Source organism: Thermosynechococcus sp. PKX95, assembly GCF_031583295.1.
Classification (GTDB): domain Bacteria; phylum Cyanobacteriota; class Cyanobacteriia; order Thermosynechococcales; family Thermosynechococcaceae; genus Thermosynechococcus.
Genome location: NZ_CP134171.1, coordinates 1,565,288 through 1,585,341, shown reverse-complemented (window position 1 = coordinate 1,585,341; position 20,054 = coordinate 1,565,288). Strand labels below are relative to the sequence as shown.

The 20,054-nt window shown below is 53.4% G+C and carries 21 protein-coding genes; 6 read left to right on the top strand and 15 right to left on the bottom strand.

Going from position 1 to position 20,054, the window contains the following annotated elements; all coding sequences use genetic code 11:
- The first annotated feature begins 72 nt into the window (after positions 1–72).
- The gene (gene trpA, locus RHH81_RS07715; protein ID WP_315863373.1) at positions 73–867 is read left to right on the top strand and encodes a tryptophan synthase subunit alpha; all 795 of its coding nucleotides are present in this window, start codon (positions 73–75) and stop codon (positions 865–867) included.
- On the opposite strand, the gene RHH81_RS07710 is transcribed toward trpA, so the two are convergent.
- The 12 genes from RHH81_RS07710 to RHH81_RS07655 form a co-directional block, all read right to left on the bottom strand.
- A complete protein-coding gene (locus RHH81_RS07710) occupies positions 864–2,588 on the bottom strand; it encodes a ShlB/FhaC/HecB family hemolysin secretion/activation protein (RefSeq protein ID WP_310742853.1) in 1,725 nt (574 codons plus the stop codon). The two genes, trpA and RHH81_RS07710, sit on opposite strands and share 4 nt — an antisense overlap.
- A 197-nt stretch (positions 2,589–2,785) precedes the next feature.
- Positions 2,786–4,744 carry a two-component system sensor histidine kinase NblS gene (gene nblS, locus RHH81_RS07705; protein WP_310742852.1) on the bottom strand — a complete coding sequence of 653 codons (1,959 nt, stop codon included), beginning with the start codon at positions 4,742–4,744 and terminating at the stop codon, positions 2,786–2,788.
- 46 nt (positions 4,745–4,790) lie between these two features.
- The gene (locus RHH81_RS07700; RefSeq protein ID WP_310742851.1) at positions 4,791–7,322 is read right to left on the bottom strand and encodes a mannose-1-phosphate guanyltransferase; all 2,532 of its coding nucleotides are present in this window, start codon (positions 7,320–7,322) and stop codon (positions 4,791–4,793) included.
- Positions 7,323–7,497: 175 nt separating this feature from the next.
- Positions 7,498–9,009, bottom strand: coding sequence for a F0F1 ATP synthase subunit alpha (gene atpA / locus RHH81_RS07695; RefSeq protein WP_149818305.1), 1,512 nt, complete (start codon positions 9,007–9,009; stop codon positions 7,498–7,500).
- A 40-nt stretch (positions 9,010–9,049) separates the two neighbouring features.
- A complete protein-coding gene (gene atpH, locus RHH81_RS07690; protein ID WP_206199674.1) occupies positions 9,050–9,607 on the bottom strand; it encodes an ATP synthase F1 subunit delta in 558 nt (185 codons plus the stop codon).
- Entirely contained in the window at positions 9,604–10,134 is a 531-nt protein-coding gene (locus RHH81_RS07685; RefSeq protein ID WP_206199673.1) for a F0F1 ATP synthase subunit B, read from the bottom strand. The genes atpH and RHH81_RS07685 overlap by 4 nt, the downstream gene beginning before the upstream one ends.
- An 11-nt stretch (positions 10,135–10,145) precedes the next feature.
- On the bottom strand, positions 10,146–10,562 hold the full coding sequence (locus tag RHH81_RS07680; protein ID WP_206199672.1) for a F0F1 ATP synthase subunit B': 417 nt from the start codon (positions 10,560–10,562) through the stop codon (positions 10,146–10,148).
- Between the two features lie 61 nt (positions 10,563–10,623).
- Positions 10,624–10,872 (bottom strand): ATP synthase F0 subunit C, encoded by a 249-nt coding sequence (gene atpE / locus RHH81_RS07675; protein WP_009767951.1) that lies wholly within the window; start codon positions 10,870–10,872, stop codon positions 10,624–10,626.
- Positions 10,873–10,945: 73 nt separating this feature from the next.
- Positions 10,946–11,704 carry a F0F1 ATP synthase subunit A gene (gene atpB, locus RHH81_RS07670; RefSeq protein ID WP_149818298.1) on the bottom strand — a complete coding sequence of 253 codons (759 nt, stop codon included), beginning with the start codon at positions 11,702–11,704 and terminating at the stop codon, positions 10,946–10,948.
- Positions 11,705–11,745: 41 nt separating this feature from the next.
- A complete protein-coding gene (locus tag RHH81_RS07665; RefSeq protein WP_206199671.1) occupies positions 11,746–12,216 on the bottom strand; it encodes an ATP synthase subunit I in 471 nt (156 codons plus the stop codon).
- Between the two features lie 15 nt (positions 12,217–12,231).
- Positions 12,232–12,687, bottom strand: a complete 456-nt coding sequence (locus RHH81_RS07660) for a Mini-ribonuclease 3 (protein ID WP_206199670.1) — start codon at positions 12,685–12,687, stop codon at positions 12,232–12,234.
- A gap of 54 nt (positions 12,688–12,741) precedes the next feature.
- Positions 12,742–13,152: an STAS domain-containing protein gene (locus RHH81_RS07655; RefSeq protein ID WP_225901526.1), complete on the bottom strand. Its 411-nt coding sequence runs from the start codon at positions 13,150–13,152 to the stop codon at positions 12,742–12,744.
- Between the two features lie 141 nt (positions 13,153–13,293).
- Between RHH81_RS07655 and RHH81_RS07650 the strand changes: the two genes are divergently transcribed.
- The 5 genes from RHH81_RS07650 (at position 13,294) to hemB (ending at position 17,667) form a co-directional block, all read left to right on the top strand.
- Positions 13,294–13,611 (top strand): hypothetical protein, encoded by a 318-nt coding sequence (locus RHH81_RS07650; RefSeq protein WP_206199669.1) that lies wholly within the window; start codon positions 13,294–13,296, stop codon positions 13,609–13,611.
- Between the two features lie 18 nt (positions 13,612–13,629).
- Entirely contained in the window at positions 13,630–15,075 is a 1,446-nt protein-coding gene (locus RHH81_RS07645) for a deoxyribodipyrimidine photo-lyase, 8-HDF type (RefSeq protein ID WP_225901525.1), read from the top strand.
- A gap of 72 nt (positions 15,076–15,147) precedes the next feature.
- On the top strand, positions 15,148–15,972 hold the full coding sequence (gene map, locus RHH81_RS07640; protein ID WP_206199667.1) for a type I methionyl aminopeptidase: 825 nt from the start codon (positions 15,148–15,150) through the stop codon (positions 15,970–15,972).
- A 5-nt stretch (positions 15,973–15,977) separates the two neighbouring features.
- The gene (locus RHH81_RS07635; RefSeq protein ID WP_149818284.1) at positions 15,978–16,526 is read left to right on the top strand and encodes an NUDIX hydrolase; all 549 of its coding nucleotides are present in this window, start codon (positions 15,978–15,980) and stop codon (positions 16,524–16,526) included.
- Positions 16,527–16,680: 154 nt separating this feature from the next.
- Positions 16,681–17,667 (top strand): porphobilinogen synthase, encoded by a 987-nt coding sequence (gene hemB / locus RHH81_RS07630; protein ID WP_149818282.1) that lies wholly within the window; start codon positions 16,681–16,683, stop codon positions 17,665–17,667.
- Here the strand turns inward: hemB and RHH81_RS07625 are convergent.
- From RHH81_RS07625 to RHH81_RS07615, 3 genes are all read right to left on the bottom strand, one after another.
- Positions 17,664–18,212 carry an NADPH-dependent FMN reductase gene (locus tag RHH81_RS07625; protein ID WP_206199666.1) on the bottom strand — a complete coding sequence of 183 codons (549 nt, stop codon included), beginning with the start codon at positions 18,210–18,212 and terminating at the stop codon, positions 17,664–17,666. The genes hemB and RHH81_RS07625 overlap by 4 nt on opposite strands.
- A 61-nt stretch (positions 18,213–18,273) precedes the next feature.
- On the bottom strand, positions 18,274–19,269 hold the full coding sequence (locus RHH81_RS07620) for a hypothetical protein (protein WP_310742850.1): 996 nt from the start codon (positions 19,267–19,269) through the stop codon (positions 18,274–18,276).
- 98 nt (positions 19,270–19,367) lie between these two features.
- On the bottom strand, positions 19,368–19,949 hold the full coding sequence (locus RHH81_RS07615; RefSeq protein WP_206199664.1) for a PAP/fibrillin family protein: 582 nt from the start codon (positions 19,947–19,949) through the stop codon (positions 19,368–19,370).
- Positions 19,950–20,054 lie beyond the last annotated feature (105 nt).

The window sequence follows — 20,054 nt, the reverse complement described above, 5'->3', positions numbered from 1 at the left end:
ATCGGCCACTATAGGAACAGTATCTAATCTGGCACAATTATTATGCATCTTTGAGAGCGACTGCCTGTGACTGTGCCTACAATTTCTGAACGCTTTGAGCAATGTCGTGCCCGCCAACGCTGTGCCCTGATTCCCTTTTTGACCGCCGGTGACCCTGATTTAGAAACGACGGTTGCTGCCCTCAAGGCCTTAGATGCCCATGGTGCAGATCTGATTGAACTGGGAATGCCCTATTCCGATCCCTTGGCCGATGGTCCCGTGATTCAGGCAGCCGCTACCCGCGCCCTGCAACGGGGAACTCGCCTCGAAGCAGTCTTAGAAATGACAACGGACTTACACTGCCAACTGAGGGCACCACTCATTTTATTTACCTACTACAATCCCATCTACCATCGAGGGGTCTCTTCATTTCTGAAAGCCGTTGCCCAAGCCGGGATCAAGGGCTTAGTGATTCCGGATTTGCCCCTTGAGGAAGCAGAACCCGTTCTTGCAGAAACAGCGCATCTAGGCTTGGAATTGACACTACTGATTGCGCCCACCACATCGCCCGAACGGATGCAGGCGATCGCCACCGCCTCCCAAGGTTTTATCTACCTTGTCAGCACCACGGGCGTCACAGGGATGCGCCAAAAAATGGCCAGTCGCGTTCAGGAACTATTGGGCACACTGCGGCAAATTACCCCCAAGCCCATTGGTGTCGGGTTTGGCATTGCCAGTCCAGAGCATGCCCGTCAAGTGCGCGATTGGGGCGCCGATGCTGCCATTGTCGGCAGTGCCTTTGTCAAACGGCTGGCAGAACCAGAGCAGGGAGTTGCCGCTGTCGCCGAGTTTTGTCAGTCACTCCGCACAGCCCTCGATACGCCCTAGGGACGCACCGTCAACGTAAAGTAAATGCCATCGGACTGCAAACTGCGGGTTTGACCGGGCAGATCAATCAATGGTGCCGCGTACTGGAACTGAATGTCTAAGTTGGGCGTTGGTTGCACCAAGAGTCCCATGCCTAAACCGGCAATCACATTGTTAGGCACTGCACCCGCAGGATTACGGCTATTGTTCCAGACCACCCCCAGATCAAACAGGGGCCCAATGGAAATAATTGGGCGACGATTGGCAGTGCGCAGTACGGGAAAACGGGCTTCCCCAGAGAACCGCAGGCCATTATCCCCAGAGAGGGCATTGGTTGAGTAACCCCGCACCGACAGGGGGCCACCAATGACAAATTGGTGAAAGGGGAGCAGGCTATTGGGACTCAGTTGCACATCCGTACGCAAAATCAAGAAGTTATCTGCCCAGAGGCGTTGCAGCCGCTGTCCCTGTCCCAGCCAGCTAAAGAAAGTACCATCAGGGGTTGGACTGGGGTTTTCGGTGGCGCCAAAGATCGGCAGGCCAAAGTTGAACTGCGAACGAAAGACCCATGCCCCTTGGGGATCACGGCGGATATATTCTTGGCTCACTTCCAGCACTCGGGTGGCACTATAGCCCGATGAATCAGAACCAATGGAAATGGGGGTTGGCACTCCCAAAACAAAAGTCTGTGCCGACTGCATCAGGAAGCCAATGCCAAAGGCTAGTTCCTCACGGATATTGCGAATCACCGGTTGGCGAAAACTGGCTTCGTAAATAGAAGACTCACTGCGAATATTCAAGCCAGCAAGGGCGGGGGGGCGGGTAATTTCGCTGTCTGCTTGTACGGTGCGAATGGTGAGTGTGCCATTCATGGCATTGAGGGGCAGACTGTAGCCAAACTCCACAGTGTTGGACGCTCCCCAGTCAAACGTGCCTAGGTTATTACCGATGGCGTAGGAACCGTAGACGCTATCGCCGCGACCACTGAGGTTGTTGTATCCCAAAAAGGCCGTGGCCCGATCCGGGGCGATCGCTGGCGGCGTATTGTTATCCAAACCAAAAGCAGCATTAAACCAGCGGGCAGGTACCACCCGTACCACCAAAATACTGTCCTGGGGCGTCGTGCCGGGTCGCAGACTGGCAGAAAGATTGGCAAAGAGAGGATCCGTTCGCAGCAGGCGCAACTGCTCTTCCAGACGATTGGAGTTGAGGGGCACGCCGGCACCGAGGGCAATACGACTGCGAATATAGCGTTGGATAATTCCTTTATTCCCTTCAATAGGAATGTCCTCTAGGCGGCCTTCAAGCACTTGAATCGTGATTACCCCATCCCGTGCCACCTGCTCGCCTAAAACGGCGCGAGAGGTCAAATAGCCCCCCTCAAGATAGAGTTTTGTAATCGCATCGGCAGCGCCTTGTAGCTCCGCCAGCGTCACCTGACGCCCTTCCAGGGGCTTAATAATCGGATCAAATTCCGCAGGCCCAAAGATAGTACTCCCTTCAACAACAATTTTTTGTACAGGTATTAAAACATTTTCTGACTCGGTGGCTGGGCTAGGGGGTGAAGGGGGCGGTTCAAGAGCGGGTGGCGAAGGGGAGGGTAGAGGGGGTGGTTCCGGTAGGGGGGGCTGAATATCCTGTTGGGTGGGGGTGATAACTGGAATCGCTAAAGCAGGTAACACCGCTCCCGTACTGCCGAGAACAGAGAGAAGGGCAACGGGTGCAAATAAGTTTGTTTTCACGTCCTCAACCCCAATGCTTAGTTATTTGGTTTTAGATAGGGCAGCAAAATCAATACAAAAATTTGTCTCTTTTCCTGAGGGTCAAGCCCAAGGAACCATTGGCGTGAGGAGTTATTGATTCTTGCCTTCAGATTTTAGCGGATCATTTGTGGTTGTTGGCAAGGTGGGGCGATCGCCCCCTTCCTCTATCAACTTGTTCAAGCGGGGGGAAGTGCCGTTTCAGCAGTGCCATCAGGGTTATTAACGAGGGCGGATTCATCAATGGCCAAATCAAACCAAAAGGTACTGCCGACCCCCAATTCACTAATTAAATGAATTTGTGTATTGTGCTTGTGGATAATATCTTGGACAATGGCCAACCCCAGCCCTGTCCCCTCTAGGGTATGCACGCGATTCTCAACGCGGAAAAACCGTTCAAAGACGCGGGGTTGATCCTCTGGGGCAATGCCCATACCCGTGTCGGCGACTTCAATGCGCACCCGTTCCTGCTCTGGATCGCTGGGGGGATGCCAGACATAGGCACGAATGGTTACCCGTCCATTTTCGGGGGTAAACTTCAAAGCATTCCCCACCAAGTTAGTGAGGGCACCAATGAGCAGATCGTAGTTGCCCCAAACCGGTGGCAAGGGATTTTCCACTTCGGCAGTGAGGGTAATGGACTTATTGGCAGCATTGAGTTGGTAGGTGCGCATGATCTGATCAATCACCTGCGCCATCTGTACCGAGCCAAATTGATAGGGGCGACCCGATTCGAGGCGAGAAATATCGAGGAAATCATTCACAAGGCGGGTCAGGCGATCGGTCTCGTGATTCGCGGTTTCCAGAAACTCCTGCTGCTCTTTTTCACTAAGACTGCTGCCGTACTCTTGAATGGTTTCGATGATCGATTTGATATTGAATAGAGGTGTGCGCAATTCGTGGGAAACATTGCTAATCAATTGCGCTTTGGCTTCGTTGAGTTCCACCTCGCGGGTGATGTCCTGAATCGTAATCGCAATGCCCTTGGGTTTTTCCCGTTGCACATCCATAACCGTTGTCAGCAAAATGCGTACCGATCGCGAGCTGGGTTCTTGGAGCGTGACGCGAAATTCTCCCCCTTCCGATTCGCCCTTGGAGGCTTTGTAGAGAGGACAGGTGAGTTTTTCACACACCGGCGCCGGAAAACAGTTCAGGGCATTTTGACCAATGACATTCATCCCCTCCCAATTAAAGAGACGTTGAGCCGTGGGGTTGACCAAAATAATCCGCATGTCAGTGTCCAACAGGATTGCCCCATCGGCAATGGTGGAAACCAAGGTATCCAGCTTGGCTTTTTCCGCTTGCAGTTCTTCAATGTTTTGCGCTTCGTAGGAAGCAAGCCGCTCTGCCATGTCATTAAAGCTAGCAATCAACTCCCCCAGTTCACCACCAAAGGGCAGGTTAATGCGTTGCTTAAAATTTCCTGCGGCAATGTTTTTCACCCCCTGTACCAACTCTTTGATGGGTTGGGTAATGGTGAGGGCATTGAACACTCCGCCCAAGATCACCATGATCCAGAGGGAGACAAAGACGGCGATCGTGAGATCCCGCGTGAGATTGGCAGAGGCAATAAGCGTTTGGTTGGGATTAATGCCCAAAGCCACAACTCCTAGATTTTCATCATTAAATATCAATGGCACAAAGACATCGGCCACAAGGCCGTCGGGGGTTTGGTGTTGGCGCACAAGGGGTTCTTGGCTGGCACGGTAGGTGTCCGGCAGTTGAATACGGCGGCGCAGGGTCAGCGCACTTTCCACTTGGGGGGCAGAGTAGGGGAGGCCATAGTAAATTTCCCCATCGGGATCGGCATAAAGGATGTAGCGAATACTGGCACTGCGCTCGTAGAACTTACGGGAAAATTCGGCAACAGCGGCGGTATCCCCCTTGGCCACGAGGGGAGCCACATCGGCAGCTAAGAGCAACCCCAAATCGCGGCCATAGCGGGTGTCATTGAGGTGGGCATTGGTTTGAATGGTATTCACCGCCCAAAAGGTGAAACCACTCATGATGATCGAGACCACGAGGGTTGCTGTGGCCATGAGGCGGGTTTGAATCTTGAATTCTGACCACCAACGGGCAATGCCCCGCAATTTATCAGTAAAGTCCCCTTCGGTTTTCTCGGTTTTCAACACCACCATTGCGCCTAATGTACGAAAAATTTTCCCTGATTCTACGGGATTTTGGTTACATCTTTATTGTGGCATCTGAGAGGGGTTCCAAACGAGCAAACTCTTCAATGCGGCGGCTATAGCGTTGCAACATCTGCTCACTCCAAGTGGCATCGGGACTATTGACGTAGAGGTGTACCAATGGCTCACTGGCATCGGGCAGAATCAGTACCCAGTGGTCAGTATTGGGTTCACCAATTTTGACGCCATCAATGAGACTTAAGTGATTGCGGGGATGGGTTTCCACCAAGTGGCGCATCAATGACCCTTTGGCAATCCAAGGACAGCGAATCGGGCGATGATAGTAGTGGACGCGGGGCAGTTCTTGGCGCATGACGGTGAGGGGTTTGCCAATCAGTGCCAGCAGTTCGATCAGGGTGGCGATCGTAAACATGGCATCAAATCCCGGATGCAGTTGTGGGAAAATAAATCCCGTTTCCGCAGAACCGCCGAGAACCACACCGCTGTGGTGTTGGCAGGCTTCCATGAGATCAGTGGGGTTGGTGCGACTGCGAATCACTTGTCCGCCCTGTTGGTGGGCGATCGCCTCCACCGCACTAGAAGTTGTGACCGGCACCACGACAGTGCCCCCCGGATGGGTCAAGAGGATCAAGTAGGTCATCAACGCTGTGAGTTCTTGATCACTGAACACCTGACCGGCATTGTCCACTAAGGTCAACCGTTCACCATTGGCGGAGACTTGCACCCCCAAACTGGCAGATAGCGCTGTCACCACCTGTCCCAGTTCCCGCAGGAGTCGCTGTCGCTCGAGAATATTGAGGGGGGTTGGGTGCAGGGTGGCATTGAGAACAACGGCATCACAGCCAAACTTACTGAGGATTTGTGGCAAGACAACCCCAGAAACGGCATAGGCATAGTCAATGACAATTTTGGCGGGGCTACCATAAAACAGTTGGGTATTTAGCCACTTTTCAAAGCCCTGGGCATAGGCGGCCACGCAGTTGTTGGGATGGGTCATGACACCGACATCCGTAAGTAGGGCGCGGCGAATATCTTCGCGGAAGTAGGCGGTTTCAATTTGCCGCTCTTTGGTTTTGCTCAGGTTGATGCCCTTATGGTCAAAAAACTCAATCAAGAGTTGATCGGCGCGATCGGGATGGGCACGCACATGAATTCCGCCGCTGACTGAAAGGGTTTGGGCAGCAAAGCGGGCAATCGGTAGGGCGATCGCCTCCAAATTGAGGACATGAATCCCCACCGACATCAAACCCGACATCAGAGCATGGGACACCATCCGCGACACATTGCGCTGATCTCGCGACACCAGCACACTAGTTCCGGGCTCAAGGATTGAAGCATAGGCGGCCGCCAGCCGCACAGCAAACTCCGGTGTAATGTCCACATTGGCCACACCGGCTACCCCCCGCTGGCCAAAGAGATAGCGTTGCCCCGTTGTGCCCCAGATCAGGCTTTCATTGACAATTGCACCCGCTTCAATGCGTTTGCCCGGCCAAAGCCGCACCCCCTGACTGAGGCTAGCTTCCTCCCCGACCACACAGCGACTGCCAATAATTACCCCTTCGTGCACCCTCACATGGCGATCGACATGGACATGGCGAGCCAAAATGCAGTGCTCTAATTCACTGTCATCCCCAATAAAACAGCCACTCCAAGCCACCACTGAGCGCAACCGACTGCCATTACCAACAATCACGTTATCTCCCAAGATCGTCCCTGCCCCAAGGGTGACCCCCGCACCAAAGCGGCAGTTATTGCCCAAGACTAGCGGCGCCTGTAGCTGAACTGTTTGCGGCAATGTGGTGTTGTGCCCTACCCAAATTTGCGGCTGAACTTCGTGCCCCTGAATTTCCAAGTGCACGCGGCCATAGAGGGCATCCTGTTGCACCTGTTGATAGGTTTGCAGACTACCGACATCGCACCAGTAGGCATCGGTGATATAACCATACATCGGCACATCCGCCTGCAATAGCAACGGGAATAAATCCCGCGAAAAATCCCGCTCGATGCCGCTATTGAGATAGTCCATGACAGCAGGGCTGAGGATGTAGATGCCTGTATTCACCGTATCTGTAAAGACTTCCCCCGCTGAGGGCTTCTCGAGAAACCGCCGCACGCGACCATCGCTATCAGTAAAGACAATGCCAAACTCCTTCGGTTGAGGTACACGGGCAAGGATCAGGGTTACGGGAGCACCGTGCTGCTGGTGAAAACGGAGGGCATCGGTTAAATCGATATCGGTAATGCTATCGCCACTGACCACCAAAAAAGGATCCGTTAGCAAATTGGCAATGTTTTTGACTGAACCTGCTGTGCCAAGGGGCTGCTCTTCCTCAACGACATAGCTCAGGTGCACCCCAAACTCATTCCCATCGCCAAAATAGTCGCGCACGACATCGGGGAGATAGTGCAATGTCATGACCACATCATCAAGGCTATGGCGGCGTAGGAGATTGAGAATATGCTCAGCAATGGGACGATTGACCACCGGCACCATTGGCTTAGGTAGATCACAGGTGAGGGGACGCAACCGAGTACCACTTCCCCCGGCCATGAGGACGACACGCACTGTTTTCTCCTTTGTCAAACCTCGCCCTAGGATCCCAGTGTAGGAGAGGACGGCAGGCTCAGGGGGATGGCTTCAGGAAACTGCAATGATTTTTGACACTTGAGAGTAGCCTAGGCATAAAAAAACCTACCCTGGGTAGAGGGCAGGTTCAGAGCATGATATAACGCGATCGCGCCTAGGCAGTAAAGCCAGCTTTGTATTCGGCGATCGCCTCTTTCAGCAAGGCTTCAGCTTTTTCATCCAGTTTTTGGGTGGTGCGGATGATTTCGCCGTATTCGGGCTTGCTTGTGTGTAGGTAGTCCCGCAGACCGGCAACAAACTTGGCCACTGCCTCAACGGGGATGTCGTCAAGGTAGCCATTGGTACCGGCGTAAATGGTTGCCACTTGGTATTCCACCGGAATGGGTGAGTACTGGGGCTGCTTGAGAATTTCCCGCAGGCGTTGGCCTCGTGCCAGTTGGTTTTGGGTGGCTTTATCCAAGTCAGAGGCAAACTGGGCAAAGGCTTGCAGTTCATCAAATTGCGCCAATTCCAGCTTCAGTTTGCCAGCCACCTGCTTCATGGCTTTGATTTGAGCAGCAGAACCCACCCGTGACACGGAAATCCCCGCGTTGATGGCAGGACGCAAGCCAGCGTTGAAGAGGTCAGAGGAGAGGAAGATTTGACCGTCGGTAATGGAAATGACGTTGGTGGGAATGTAGGCAGACACGTCACCGGCTTGGGTTTCAACCACAGGAAGCGCCGTCATGCTGCCACCGCCGAGGGCATCGTTGAGTTTGGCGGCACGCTCCAGCAGGCGGGAGTGGAGATAGAACACATCCCCAGGGTAGGCTTCACGACCGGGGGGACGGCGCAGCAGCAGCGACATTTGCCGATAGGCTTGCGCTTGTTTGGAGAGGTCGTCATAGATGACGAGGGTGTGCTTGCCTTGGTACATGAAGTACTCAGCAATCGTGGCACCGGTGTAGGGAGCGAGATACTGCAAAGCGGCTGGATCACTGGCGTTAGCGGCAATCACAATCGTGTAATCGAGTGCACCGCGCTCCCGCAGCACGTTCACCACTTGAGCGACACTGGACGCTTTTTGACCAATGGCCACATAGACGCAAATCACATCTTGGCCTTTTTGGTTCAGAATTGTGTCAATGGCAACGGCCGTTTTCCCTGTCTGGCGATCGCCAATGATCAGTTCCCGCTGACCACGACCAATGGGAATCATGGCGTCAATGGCGGTGATCCCCGTTTGCAACGGCTCACACACCGATTTGCGCTGGACAATACCGGGGGCAGGGGATTCAATCAGGCGGGTTGCCGTCGTGTGGATCTCCCCTTTGCCGTCAATGGGGCGCATCAGCGCATCCACGACCCGACCAATGACCGCTTCACCCACAGGAACTGAAGCAATTCTACCAGTGGCCCGCACCGTACTGCCTTCTTCGATACCGAGGCCATCGCCCATCAGCACCACCCCCACGTTATCCTCTTCGAGGTTAAGGGCAATCCCCACGGTGCCGTCTTCAAATTCCACCAATTCTGAGGCCATCACTTTGTCGAGGCCATAGACACGGGCAATGCCATCGCCCACCTGCAAGACAGTACCGACATTATCGACTTTGATCGACTGTTCGTACTGCTCGATTTGCTGGCGAATAATGCTACTGATTTCGTCGGGTCGGATACTTACCATAGAAGTCGCTCTCAAGGGTTGAACAGTTTACAAAGGGACGTTAGGCGGCTTGCGCCAAGGTGAGACTGAGGCGGCGGAGCTGACCCCGCAGGCTGGCATCAAAAATTTGGGAGCCAACCTTAATCACCACACCACCAATTAGTTCGGGATCGCAGGCAGTAACCAGCTCCACATCGGCAGCACCGGTCATGGCTTTGACCTTTTCAACCACGGCACGGCGTTGATCGTCGTTGAGTTCGACGGCACTGGTGACTTCCGCCAAGATCACATTGCGGAGTTTGCGCACAAGGGCACGATACTGCTCACAAATAGAGCCAAGAAAGTTAATTCGCCGCCGATCCACGAGCAACATTAAGAAGTTGAGGAAGTAGCCATGCACCTTCTCCACGGTCAACTGCCGCAGCACGTTCTTTTTGGCCTCAGGCTTGATCAGGGGATTGGCGAGAAACTGTTGCAGTTCACTGGAGCTGGCAAGGAGTTCCAGAATTAACTGCGTGTCCTGCTGAAACTGATCAATGAGGTTGTGGGTTTGCGCCAACGACAGCAGCGCCTCGGCATAGGGTTCAACCAGTTCACCACGGACAGTGGTCTGCATCATTTGCCTCCTAGTAGGGCAATACTGCGATCAACAAGGGTACGCTGAAGGTCTGGATTTTGGCTCAAACGCGCTTTGAGTTGGTTTTCGGCCTCGGCAAGTGCCATAGCGGCAATCCGCTCACGAATTTCGGCGATCGCCCGCTCAGTGGCGGCACTCGTATCTTGGGAAGCGGTTTCCTTCAAGCGCTCAATTTCCCGCTTGGCTTGGGCAATGAGTTCTTCCTTTGCAGCCTTGGCACGGGCAAGGGCGTCTTCGCGAATGCGTTGTGCCTCCTGCTTGGCCTGAGCCAGTTTTTGCTGCTCTTCGGTAAGGCGGGCAGCGGCCACTTTCTGGCGTTCTTCGGCTTCCGCAATGGCTGTGGCAATTTGTTGCTGGCGATCGCCCAAGGTTTTGCCAAGTACGCCCCGCCCAAAATACACCAATACCCCAATAATGATGGCAAGGTTGATCACATTGGTTTCGAGCAAATTGGTGTTAATGCCAAAATGCCCCGCTTCTTCCGTTGCCAATAAAAATACTGCGTCCATGACCCACACTCCTAGGCCAGTAACTTCGCTAATAACTGTTCACTCAAGCTGGCAACTTGACCCTCAAGCGCTTGCAGTGTCGCCTGCTTTTGCTGATCAATCTCTGCTTGAATCTTGAGTAACTCTGCCTGCACGGCCTGCTGTGCTTCGGCAATTTCGGCGGTGGCAATTTTTTGTGCCTCGGCTCTGGCCTCTTCAATCAAGGCTTGGGCTTGGCGACGGGTACTGGCCAATTCCTGCTCATACTGCTGAGCCAGTTCAGTGGCCTGTTGCAACCGCTCCTTGGCCTGCTGCAAGTTGGTTCGGATATATTCATCCCGATTGTCCAGCGCCTGACCCAAGGGCTTGTACAGCAGCGCATTCAAAATGACGGTCAAGATTAAGAATTGCACAGCCATCAGGGGTAGGGTGGCATCAAAATCAAACATCAGCCTCTCCAGAATGGGGGATCGGGGGAAAGCTCATCCAAGCCTCCCCCACTGGGGTTAATTAGGATGCAAAGGGGTTGGCAAACAGGAGCACCAGCGCAATCACCAGACCGTAGATGGTCAGCGACTCCATGAATGCCAAGGTCAGCAGCAGTGTACCCCGAATTTTACCTTCCGCTTCCGGTTGCCGCGCAATCCCTTCCACGGCTTGACCAGAGGCATTCCCTTGACCAATCCCAGGCCCAAGCGATGCCAAACCAATTGCCAGAGCAGCAGCCAAAACAGAAGCAGAAGCGACTAACGGATCCATAGTTGATTTCCTCGAGACGTAGTAGGACGAAACAAAATTTCCAGAGATAACAATAGCAGGGTATGTACCCCTTTTAGGAGTGCGCCTCTTCGTGCTCGCCGCCATGTCCCTCCATGGCCTCCCCAATATAGGTGGCTGCAAGGGTGGCAAACACAAGGGCTTGAATGGCACTGGTAAAGAGTCCCAAGGCCATCACGGGCAAGGGCACAAACAAGGGCACCAGCAACACCAAGACCCCCACCACCAATTCATCCGCCAAGATGTTGCCAAAAAGACGGAAGCTCAGGGAAAGCGGTTTTGTAAAATCTTCCAAGATGGCAATGGGAAGTAAGACGGGCGTTGGCTCGATGTACTTGGTGAAATACTTCAGCCCCCGCTTGCGTAGCCCGGCGTAGAAATAGGCCAAGGAGACCAGCAAAGCCAAGGCCACGGTGGTATTGATGTCATTGGTGGGTGCTGCTAGCTCCCCTTCTGGCAGTTCGATGAGTTTCCACGGTACCAGTGCGCCTGACCAGTTACAAACAAAAATGAACAGGAACAGTGTCCCCACAAAGGGAACCCAAGCTCGGTACTCGTGCTCACCCATTTGGCTCTTGGTCAAATCGCGGATGAATTCCAGCGCGTATTCCATCAAGTTTTGAATACCACTGGGCACCCGTTGGATATTCCGCGAGGCGGCAAAGGCCGCCGCAATCAGAATGGCCATCACAAACCAAGTGGTGATGAAGACTTGACCGTGAACTTTTAGGTTGCCAATATGCCAGTAGAAATGGTGCCCCACCTCCAACTTGGCAAGGGGAAGAGCTGTCCAAAGGTGTATCAAAGGCATCATGCCTCCGCGCTCGGTTGTCTAAGCACTACAGTGAGCCAGCGTTAAGGGGACGGCAAAACCGTACGAAACATATAGACCAGAATGGCGGCTTTGTAGGTTAAGAACCCCAAGAACACTGGAATAATATGTAGCTCTTGCCAACGGGCTGCCAAAATAATCACAACCACGACGACAAGGAGCTGCGTTTTCCCCAGCTTTTTCTGGTCGTTTCCTAGGCGCTCCACACTGCGGGCGAGGAGCCGCAGATAAATTAGGCTCGCACTTGCCCCCAAAAGGTAATTCAACGCTGTGTTCAGGCCGTAAATCAGCCAAACCGCTCCAAAGGCGATCGCCATCAGCACGAAGCTTGTCGTGAATAATTCGCGACAGAGTTGATAAAACTCGGCCATCGAGCCGCCCTTCTTTGGGGAATTGGCAATGGTTGATGGCACAGAGGGTGCTGAAGCAGAATCGGGAACGGTCACAGCAGAATAGGGAGCATCCGAGGATGCCTTGAACTGGCCACTAAGCATCCTATCACGCAGTGGTTACATTTCATTACGGGATTCTGCTTCGTCGATATTGCTGTTCATTTCATTGCGAATGTGCCGCTCAAGTAGTTGAAAAATCTCCTGTAGGCGTTGCGGATTGGTGAGGTAGAGGTATCCCAGTAGGGCTTCAAAGCCAGTAGCTTGACGGTAAATTTTTGCGGCAACTCGCTTTGGGCCATCGGCAGCCGCATTGCGACCCTGACGAAAAATCGAGCGTTCGGTTTCGGTGCAATGCTGCCAGAGGAAGTCCATATAACGGGCTTGACTTTCGGCACGCACATGCGCCACCACTTGGCGGTGGTAGGTATTAATGCGTTGAGGGGGGGTTAGAAAAAGCCAGCGGATAAAGAGTTCATAAACGGCGTCGCCAACGTAGGCCAAAGCCGCCGGTGGCAGTTGATGGGCGGGAATTTTGGGGGGAACAAGGGGCAATAATCCAGCAGAGTCCAGCATGACGTTTCAGCTAAAAAGACCCCCCTTAGTTTTACTGCCACAGGAACAGAATGTTTAGGAATGGGTTTCGCCAGTAATTTGGGCGATCGCCGTCGCCAGATCCGGCTGAAGGGGCAAAAAGTTCTCTAAACGCACGAGTTTGACCGTTTGGGTGACGCGGGGATTGGTGACAATTTGCAGTTGACCCTGATGCTCTTGGGCTTTTTTGGCCAGTTGTACCAAAATGCCGAGGCCAGAGCTGTCAATAAACTCAATTTTTGAAAGGTCTAAGATGACGTTGGCAGGCCCATCGTCAAAACACTTACTAATGACCTTGCGAAAGGCCGACTCGGAGAACGCATCAATAAGACCCGTCAGGCGAAACACTTGATAGTTATCGCGAATCTCACGGGTACCCCTTAGGCTTTGGGTGAGGGCAAGTGGTTCAGAAATGAGAGCCTCCTTTGCCGATAACTGTACACACAAAACGATAGAAGACAAGTATAGATAAACGTGGCATCCTTGTCTATGACTTGATCGCTAACTCAACAAAAGTTTGGAAGTGCAGCAACCGCAGGAAGCTCTTTGCCAGAATCGCATCAGGTATCGCCCCTAGGAGTCGCCCCAATGAAATTCTCCAAACTCGTGATGAGCCTTCTCAGCAGTAGCGGTCTGGGATTGCTGAGTTTATCTATTTTCGCCCAAGAAACGCCAGCGGCGACTTATCCCCCAGAGGCGATCGCGGTCTTTATGCAGGAGTGTCAAACCAAATTTGCGGCGCAAGCGCCTCCCGGCTTTGGCGATCGCGGCGATCGCTATTGCACTTGCCTGATAAACCGCCTCCAAGAAAAAATGAGCTATGAGGAATTTCAGAAAATGACTGCCGACAATGAACCCCCGGAAGTTAAAGCCGCAATCAATGAATGTATTGGCGCTATTTTCTAGTGCGCCTAGGATGGACGGGTGATGAGCCTGCGCCTCTTTTGGCATCGTCGCGATCTGCGCCTGAGTGACAGTGTGGGGTTGGCGGCTGCCTACACCCAAACTCCCAAAGTGGTTGGCATTTTTTGTTTTGACCCGGCGATTCTCAGTGCCTCGGACATTGCGGCGGTGCGGGTGACATACCTCGTGGGTTGCCTACAGGCCTTGCAAGAAGCCTATCAGCGACTTGGGGGGAGCTTTTTAATTTTTCATGGTGACCCGCGTCAAATTCTGCCCCAAGTGGCCAGTGGCTTAGGGGCGGTGGCGGTGCATTGGCATGAGGATGTGGAACCCTACGGTCGCGATCGCGATCGCGCTGTGGCTGCTGCCCTCAAGGAAAAGGGAATTGCTGTGGAAACTGCTTGGGATCAACTCCTGCATCCCCCAGAGGCCGTACAAACAAAACAGGGGCAGCCCTACACCGTCTATTCCCCCTTTTGGCGCAACTGGTCAAGCCTAGCTAAACCAGAGCCTGTCCCCAGCCCCAGCCACCTCGAACCTCTGATAGAAGCTGAACAAGCGACAGCCACAGCCCTAGGGGCGATACCGCTGCCCACTGCCAAGGATTTGGGATTTCATTGGTCAGGAGAACTGATCCTTGCTCCCGGTGAAGCCGCCGCCCAAGCACAACTGGAGACATTTATTGGCCAGCACATTCAAGACTATGGTGAGCAGCGCAACTATCCAGCGCAACCTGGAACCTCCCTCTTAAGCCCTGCCCTCAAGTTCGGTGTCATTGGTATTCGTCGTGTCTGGGCAGCCAGTCAGGCCGCTATGGCCGCAGCCCGCAGTGAAGAGGCACAAACGAGTATTCGCACGTGGCAGCAGGAATTGGCGTGGCGGGAGTTTTATCAGCACGCCCTCTATTGGTTTCCCCACTTGGCGGAGCGTCCCCATCGTGAAGGATTTGCCACTTTTCCTTGGCTGAATCACGCAGAACACTTTGCGGCTTGGTGTGAGGGTCGCACCGGTTACCCAATTGTGGATGCCGCCATGCGCCAACTCAATGAAACGGGTTGGATGCATAACCGCTGCCGCATGATTGTGGCCAGTTTCCTCACCAAGGACTTGATCATCAATCCCCAATGGGGTGAGCGGTACTTTATGCAAAAACTGATTGATGGCGACTTGGCAGCCAATAATGGCGGTTGGCAGTGGAGTGCCTCTAGTGGGATGGATCCAAAGCCGCTGCGGATTTTTAACCCAGCCAGTCAAGCGCAAAAATTTGATCCTGAGGCGGAGTATATTCGCCGTTGGCTGCCGGAGTTGAAATCCCTAGACACGGCAGATTTGGTGACGGGAACTATTTCTCCCCTAGAGCGGCATCGCTGCGGTTATCCCTTGCCAATTGTGGATCACGGCCAGCAACAGCGGCGATTTAAGCAGCTCTATCAAGCGCATGTTCGTTCACCCATCCCTCAAGGATAAAATTGACATTCCCCTGATCAGCGCAACAGCGTTATCCTGAAAAAGAACGATTTTTGCGGTTGCATCGCGCCCATGAATATCCTTGGTAGTCTGCTCACTCCCCCCACCACCCCCATCCAAACCCGTCCCCGCCGTGGCATTGAAATTAAGTCCAAGCGAGAAATTGAGATTATGCGGCAGGCCTCGCGCATTGTGGCGACGGTGCTCAAGGAAATTTCCCAGATGATCGAGCCGGGCATGACGACGGCGGATCTCGATGCCTATGCCGAGAAACGCATCCGGGAAATGGGGGCAACACCGAGCTTCAAAGGCTATCAGGGCTTTCCGGCCTCCATTTGCGCTTGCATCAACAACGAGGTGGTTCATGGCATTCCCAGCCCCCGCAAAGTGATTCGCAATGGCGACATCGTTAAGATTGATACCGGTGCCTACTACAACGGCTTCCATGGCGACTCTTGCATTACGATTCCGGTGGGGGAAATCTCCGAGGAGGCGGCCAAGCTGGTAAAAGTGGCTGAAGAAGCCCTCTACCGCGGCATTGAGCAGGTCAAAGAAGGCAACTACCTCATGGATTTGGCGGGTGCTATTCAAGATTATGTCGAAGCCAATGGCTTTGTTGTGGTCGAGGACTTTACTGGCCACGGCGTGGGGCGCAATCTCCACGAAGAACCTTCGGTATTTAACTTCCGCACCAATGAACTTAAGAATGTGCGGCTACGGGCGGGGATGACCTTGGCCATTGAACCCATTGTGAATGCGGGGTCAAAACAGGTGCGGATTTTGCGCGATCGCTGGACAGCGGTTACGGTTGATAATTCCCTCTCTGCCCAATTTGAGCACACGGTCTTGGTCACCAAAACGGGCTACGAAATTCTCACCGATCGCACCCTTGTCTAACCCCTATGACGAAAATCCCCCCCGAAGTCCTCGAACGCCACTGCTTTTGCCGCAGTCGTAAGTTTACCTTTGAGGTCAATCAATATCGCTTGCCCCATGGGTCTGTCTCGATCTTGGGAACTGTGCGGCATCCAGGGGGGGCATTAGCTGTGCCGGTGACCCCAGAGGGCAACCTGATCCTTGTCAAACAATACCGCTTTGCCACTGAGGAATATCTGCTGGAGTTCCCAGCGGGCACCGTTGAGGATCACGAAAAGCCTTTTGCCACCATTGAGCGCGAGATTGAAGAGGAAACGGGCTACCGCGCCCACCATTGGCAAAAACTGGGAGAGTTTTACATTGCCCCCGGCTATTCTGATGAAGTGATCTACGCCTACTTGGCCACTGAGCTGGAAAAACTAGAGACACCCCCGCCTCAGGACACCGACGAGCACATTGAAATTGTGGAGTTTTCTCTAGCTGACTTGGCCGCTGCGATTCATAGTGGTCAAGTGAAAGATGCCAAGACCGTCACCAGTTTCTATCTGGCCTTGCCCTATCTGCAACCCGCTTGAACACTGAAGTTGTTCGTAAACGTTTGTAAGCATCCTGCACCGCCTACAGTCTTGATCCCTCAAGGTGAGATAATGCGGAAATAATCCAAAGGTTGTACGTGCTGATTCACAGCCGTTTGAACTGGGACATTACTGAGTTTTTGATTGTTGAATTATGGAGCTAACCCATCGGCCTCGCCGTTTACGCCGCACGGCTCAAATTCGTCGCTTGGTGCGCGAGCATACCCTAACCACAGGCGATTTGATCTATCCGGTCTTTGTCATGGAGGGGGAAGATCAGGTGCAGGAAGTCCCCTCAATGCCCGACTGCTATCGCTATACGCTGGATCGCCTGATTTTAGAGCTGAAGGAGGTCTATGCCTTGGGAATTGGGGCGATCGCGCTATTTCCCCTTGTGCCTGAGCACCTCAAGGACAATGCTGGCACCGAAAGCTACAATCCTGAGGGTCTTGTCCAGCGATCGGTACGTGCCATTAAGGCCGTCTTACCCGACCTGCTGATCTTTACCGATGTCGCCCTTGATCCCTACAGCAGCGAAGGCCACGATGGCATTGTCAAAGATGGCGAAATTCTCAATGACGAAACCGTAGAGGTGCTGGTGAAACAGGCAGTGAGTCAAGCGGCTGCCGGGGCTGATTTTGTTGCTCCGTCAGATATGATGGATGGCCGTGTCGGTGCCATTCGGGCGGGTCTAGATGCCGCAGGCTATACCCACGTGGGGATTCTCGCCTACTCTGCGAAATACGCCTCCGCCTACTATGGTCCTTTTCGCGATGCTTTAGATTCGGCACCGAAGTTTGGTGATAAAAAAACCTACCAAATGGATCCAGCCAATGTCCGCGAAGCAGTGCGGGAGGTCAGCTTGGATATTGAGGAGGGCGCCGATCTGGTGATGGTGAAACCTGCCCTTGCCTACATGGATGTCATTGCCCAACTCAAGCAGGTGAGCGATGTTCCTGTGGCCGCCTACAACGTTTCCGGGGAATATGCAATGGTGAAAGCCGCCGCCCGCAATGGCTGGATTGATGAGAAAAAAGTGGTGCTGGAAACCCTTCTTGGCTTTAAGCGGGCAGGTGCTGATGTCATTCTCACCTACCATGCCAAGCAGGTGGCGCAGTGGCTGCAAGAGGGATTGAATTAGGCGCTTGCTTCTCGTAGTTGACGGGTGGTCTGAATCCAACTGGCAATCATTTTGTCCACTCGCTCATCGAGCTTGGGATCCCTCAATTGCCCCTCGGGTGTGAAGGCTTGCCACGCCTGACCAATGGCCACCTGTTCTGGAATCACCCACGCATGTACCCAGCGCAAGATCACCCGCAGATCATTGAGGGCATTGCTGTTGGTTTGGCCACCGAGGACACTCATCATGGCGACCACTTTGCCGCTGAGGTGTTCAAAGCTGAGGAGATCAAGGGAGTTCTTGAGCACACCGCTAACGCTGCCGTGGTACTCCGGGGTCACCAGCAAAATACCATCGGCTTCCTTGACCTTGGTTTGAAAGATGGCGACATCGGGGTAGTCGGGGTAGCTCTCAGCACCGGTACAAAAGGGGAGCGTCATTTGCCGTAAATCCAGACGTTCAACGGTAACCCCTTGGGCGGCTGCTTTGGCAATGGCAACATCTAGGGCGCTTTGAGAGTAGGAGCCATCCCGCAGACTCCCTGCCCAACCAATGAATTTGACCATAAACAAACTCGTAATGACTATGGCTTATTATACAAAATTGAGATTTGTTCAAACATCCTCCCTAAGAAGGAACCTCACTCAGGGAAATGGATCCACCCGTGGCCATTTGGGCAATGACGCGTTGTAACTGCGCTAGCGATCGCTCGGCCTCGGTGTAGCGATCCTTCCAGTGTTGAACAGCGGTTTCCTGCTCCCGTGCCTGCTGTGCCTGATGGAGAATTTGCTCTTGGAGTTCGGCAATTTGGGCTTCTAGGTGTTGTAGGCGTTCCTGTTGTTGACTAGTGCGCGCCTCCAGCTCTTGGTTGTAGTGCTGGGTGGTCATATATTGCAGGCGCTGTTGCTGATACTCCCGCTCCAGTTCTTGGAGCTTGGTTTGGGTTTTTAGGAGGGTTTTACTCAGTCCCTGAATAACATTGTTTTTGCTGACCTCTGATCCTTGCGCCTGTTGCAGCGCAGTGATGATCCGTTCTTGGGTTTCAATTAAATGGTTGGCTTGGGTGAGGCGACGGTTGAGATCATCCAGTTGGGTTTGGCGATCGCTCAACTCTGAGCGGGCTTGTTCAAGGCGAGTTTGCAGCAGCGCTTTTTCCTCTTGGACTTGGCGCAGTTGGGATTCAAGGAGTTGATATTCCTGTTCCCGTTGCCGCAGGAGGCGATGGCTATTCACCAATTTAGCCTCGAGGGCATCTTGAGCCTTGAGGAGCCGATCCACCTCCTGATGCAGGTGCTCAATTTCCGTTTGCGATTGCTGAAGAATCGTTTCCAAGGATTGGCGATGGTGGCTCATTTCGGCCAACTCGTGGGCACAGGTGGCTTGGGAGCGCAATTGTTCTTGGAGGGCAAGGATTGCCTGTTGTTGAATCTGAGCCGTTTCTTCCGTACGCGCCAGTAAGTCTTCTAAAAATTCTTGATTGCGCAGTTGCTGCTTCAGCTCGTTGATATAGTGTTGGCATTGATCAATGGCCTGCTCCAACTGCCGGATGCGCTCTTGGCTACTGTCACTCCCTGAAACAGCAGGAGCCGCTAGGGAACCTGCAGCCAGAGGCTCAGAAGGCATCGGATTCCATGGAAAACTGAGTTGCTGGGGTAGCTGTACTTCCATTGCAGCAGGGGTCGAGCCACTGTTCCCTAGTTTAACGGTACAGGGAATTGTCCCTAAACCCGGCTTAAGACAAAGAGGCTCCCCTCATTACCGCGGGCAATTCGCAGGTCTTCATCCAAGTAGGTAATCTCCAGCCAGCCCTGTTGATCATTGCTGTTGAGGGGCACATCCAGAGCAATCAGGGGTTGACGGCTGTGGAGTTGGGGAATGAACTGGGAGGGAGAATAGTAATTGAGCCACTGACGCAGGCCAACAATCGAACGTTCAAAATACACTTGTACCCGCTGTTGGGTCAAGGGTTCAAAGCGCGCCAAGACACTGATAATCCCCTCTAGGAAGGGCAAGCCGTAGAGTTCAGCAATATTGTAGATGCGCTGCTGCTGCGGACGAATGCACTGATAAATTTGCCCCAGCTTGACAATTGGGGAGCGATCTAGAGCAAGCAGCGCCTGACTACTGGTGTAGATGAGTCGCCAATCCCCAGCAAGTTTTTCGAGGGCATTGAGGGGATCTGGGGTGGGATTCATGGTTTCAAGGGAAGCGGCAAGGGCGGCCACCTGTTTGCGATCGCGCGGTGTGGCTAGAATGCCTCGATTCAGGCCAGCGATCGCCATTAGTAACTCTGTCTTTGCCACAGTTCACCCCTCCTAGTACAAGCAACTTTTTTGCCCCTATGGGTTGCGTCAAGACCCCCCTAATTCGAGAATGGGAAAAATCCCCCTCCCATTCAGGTTAGCGAA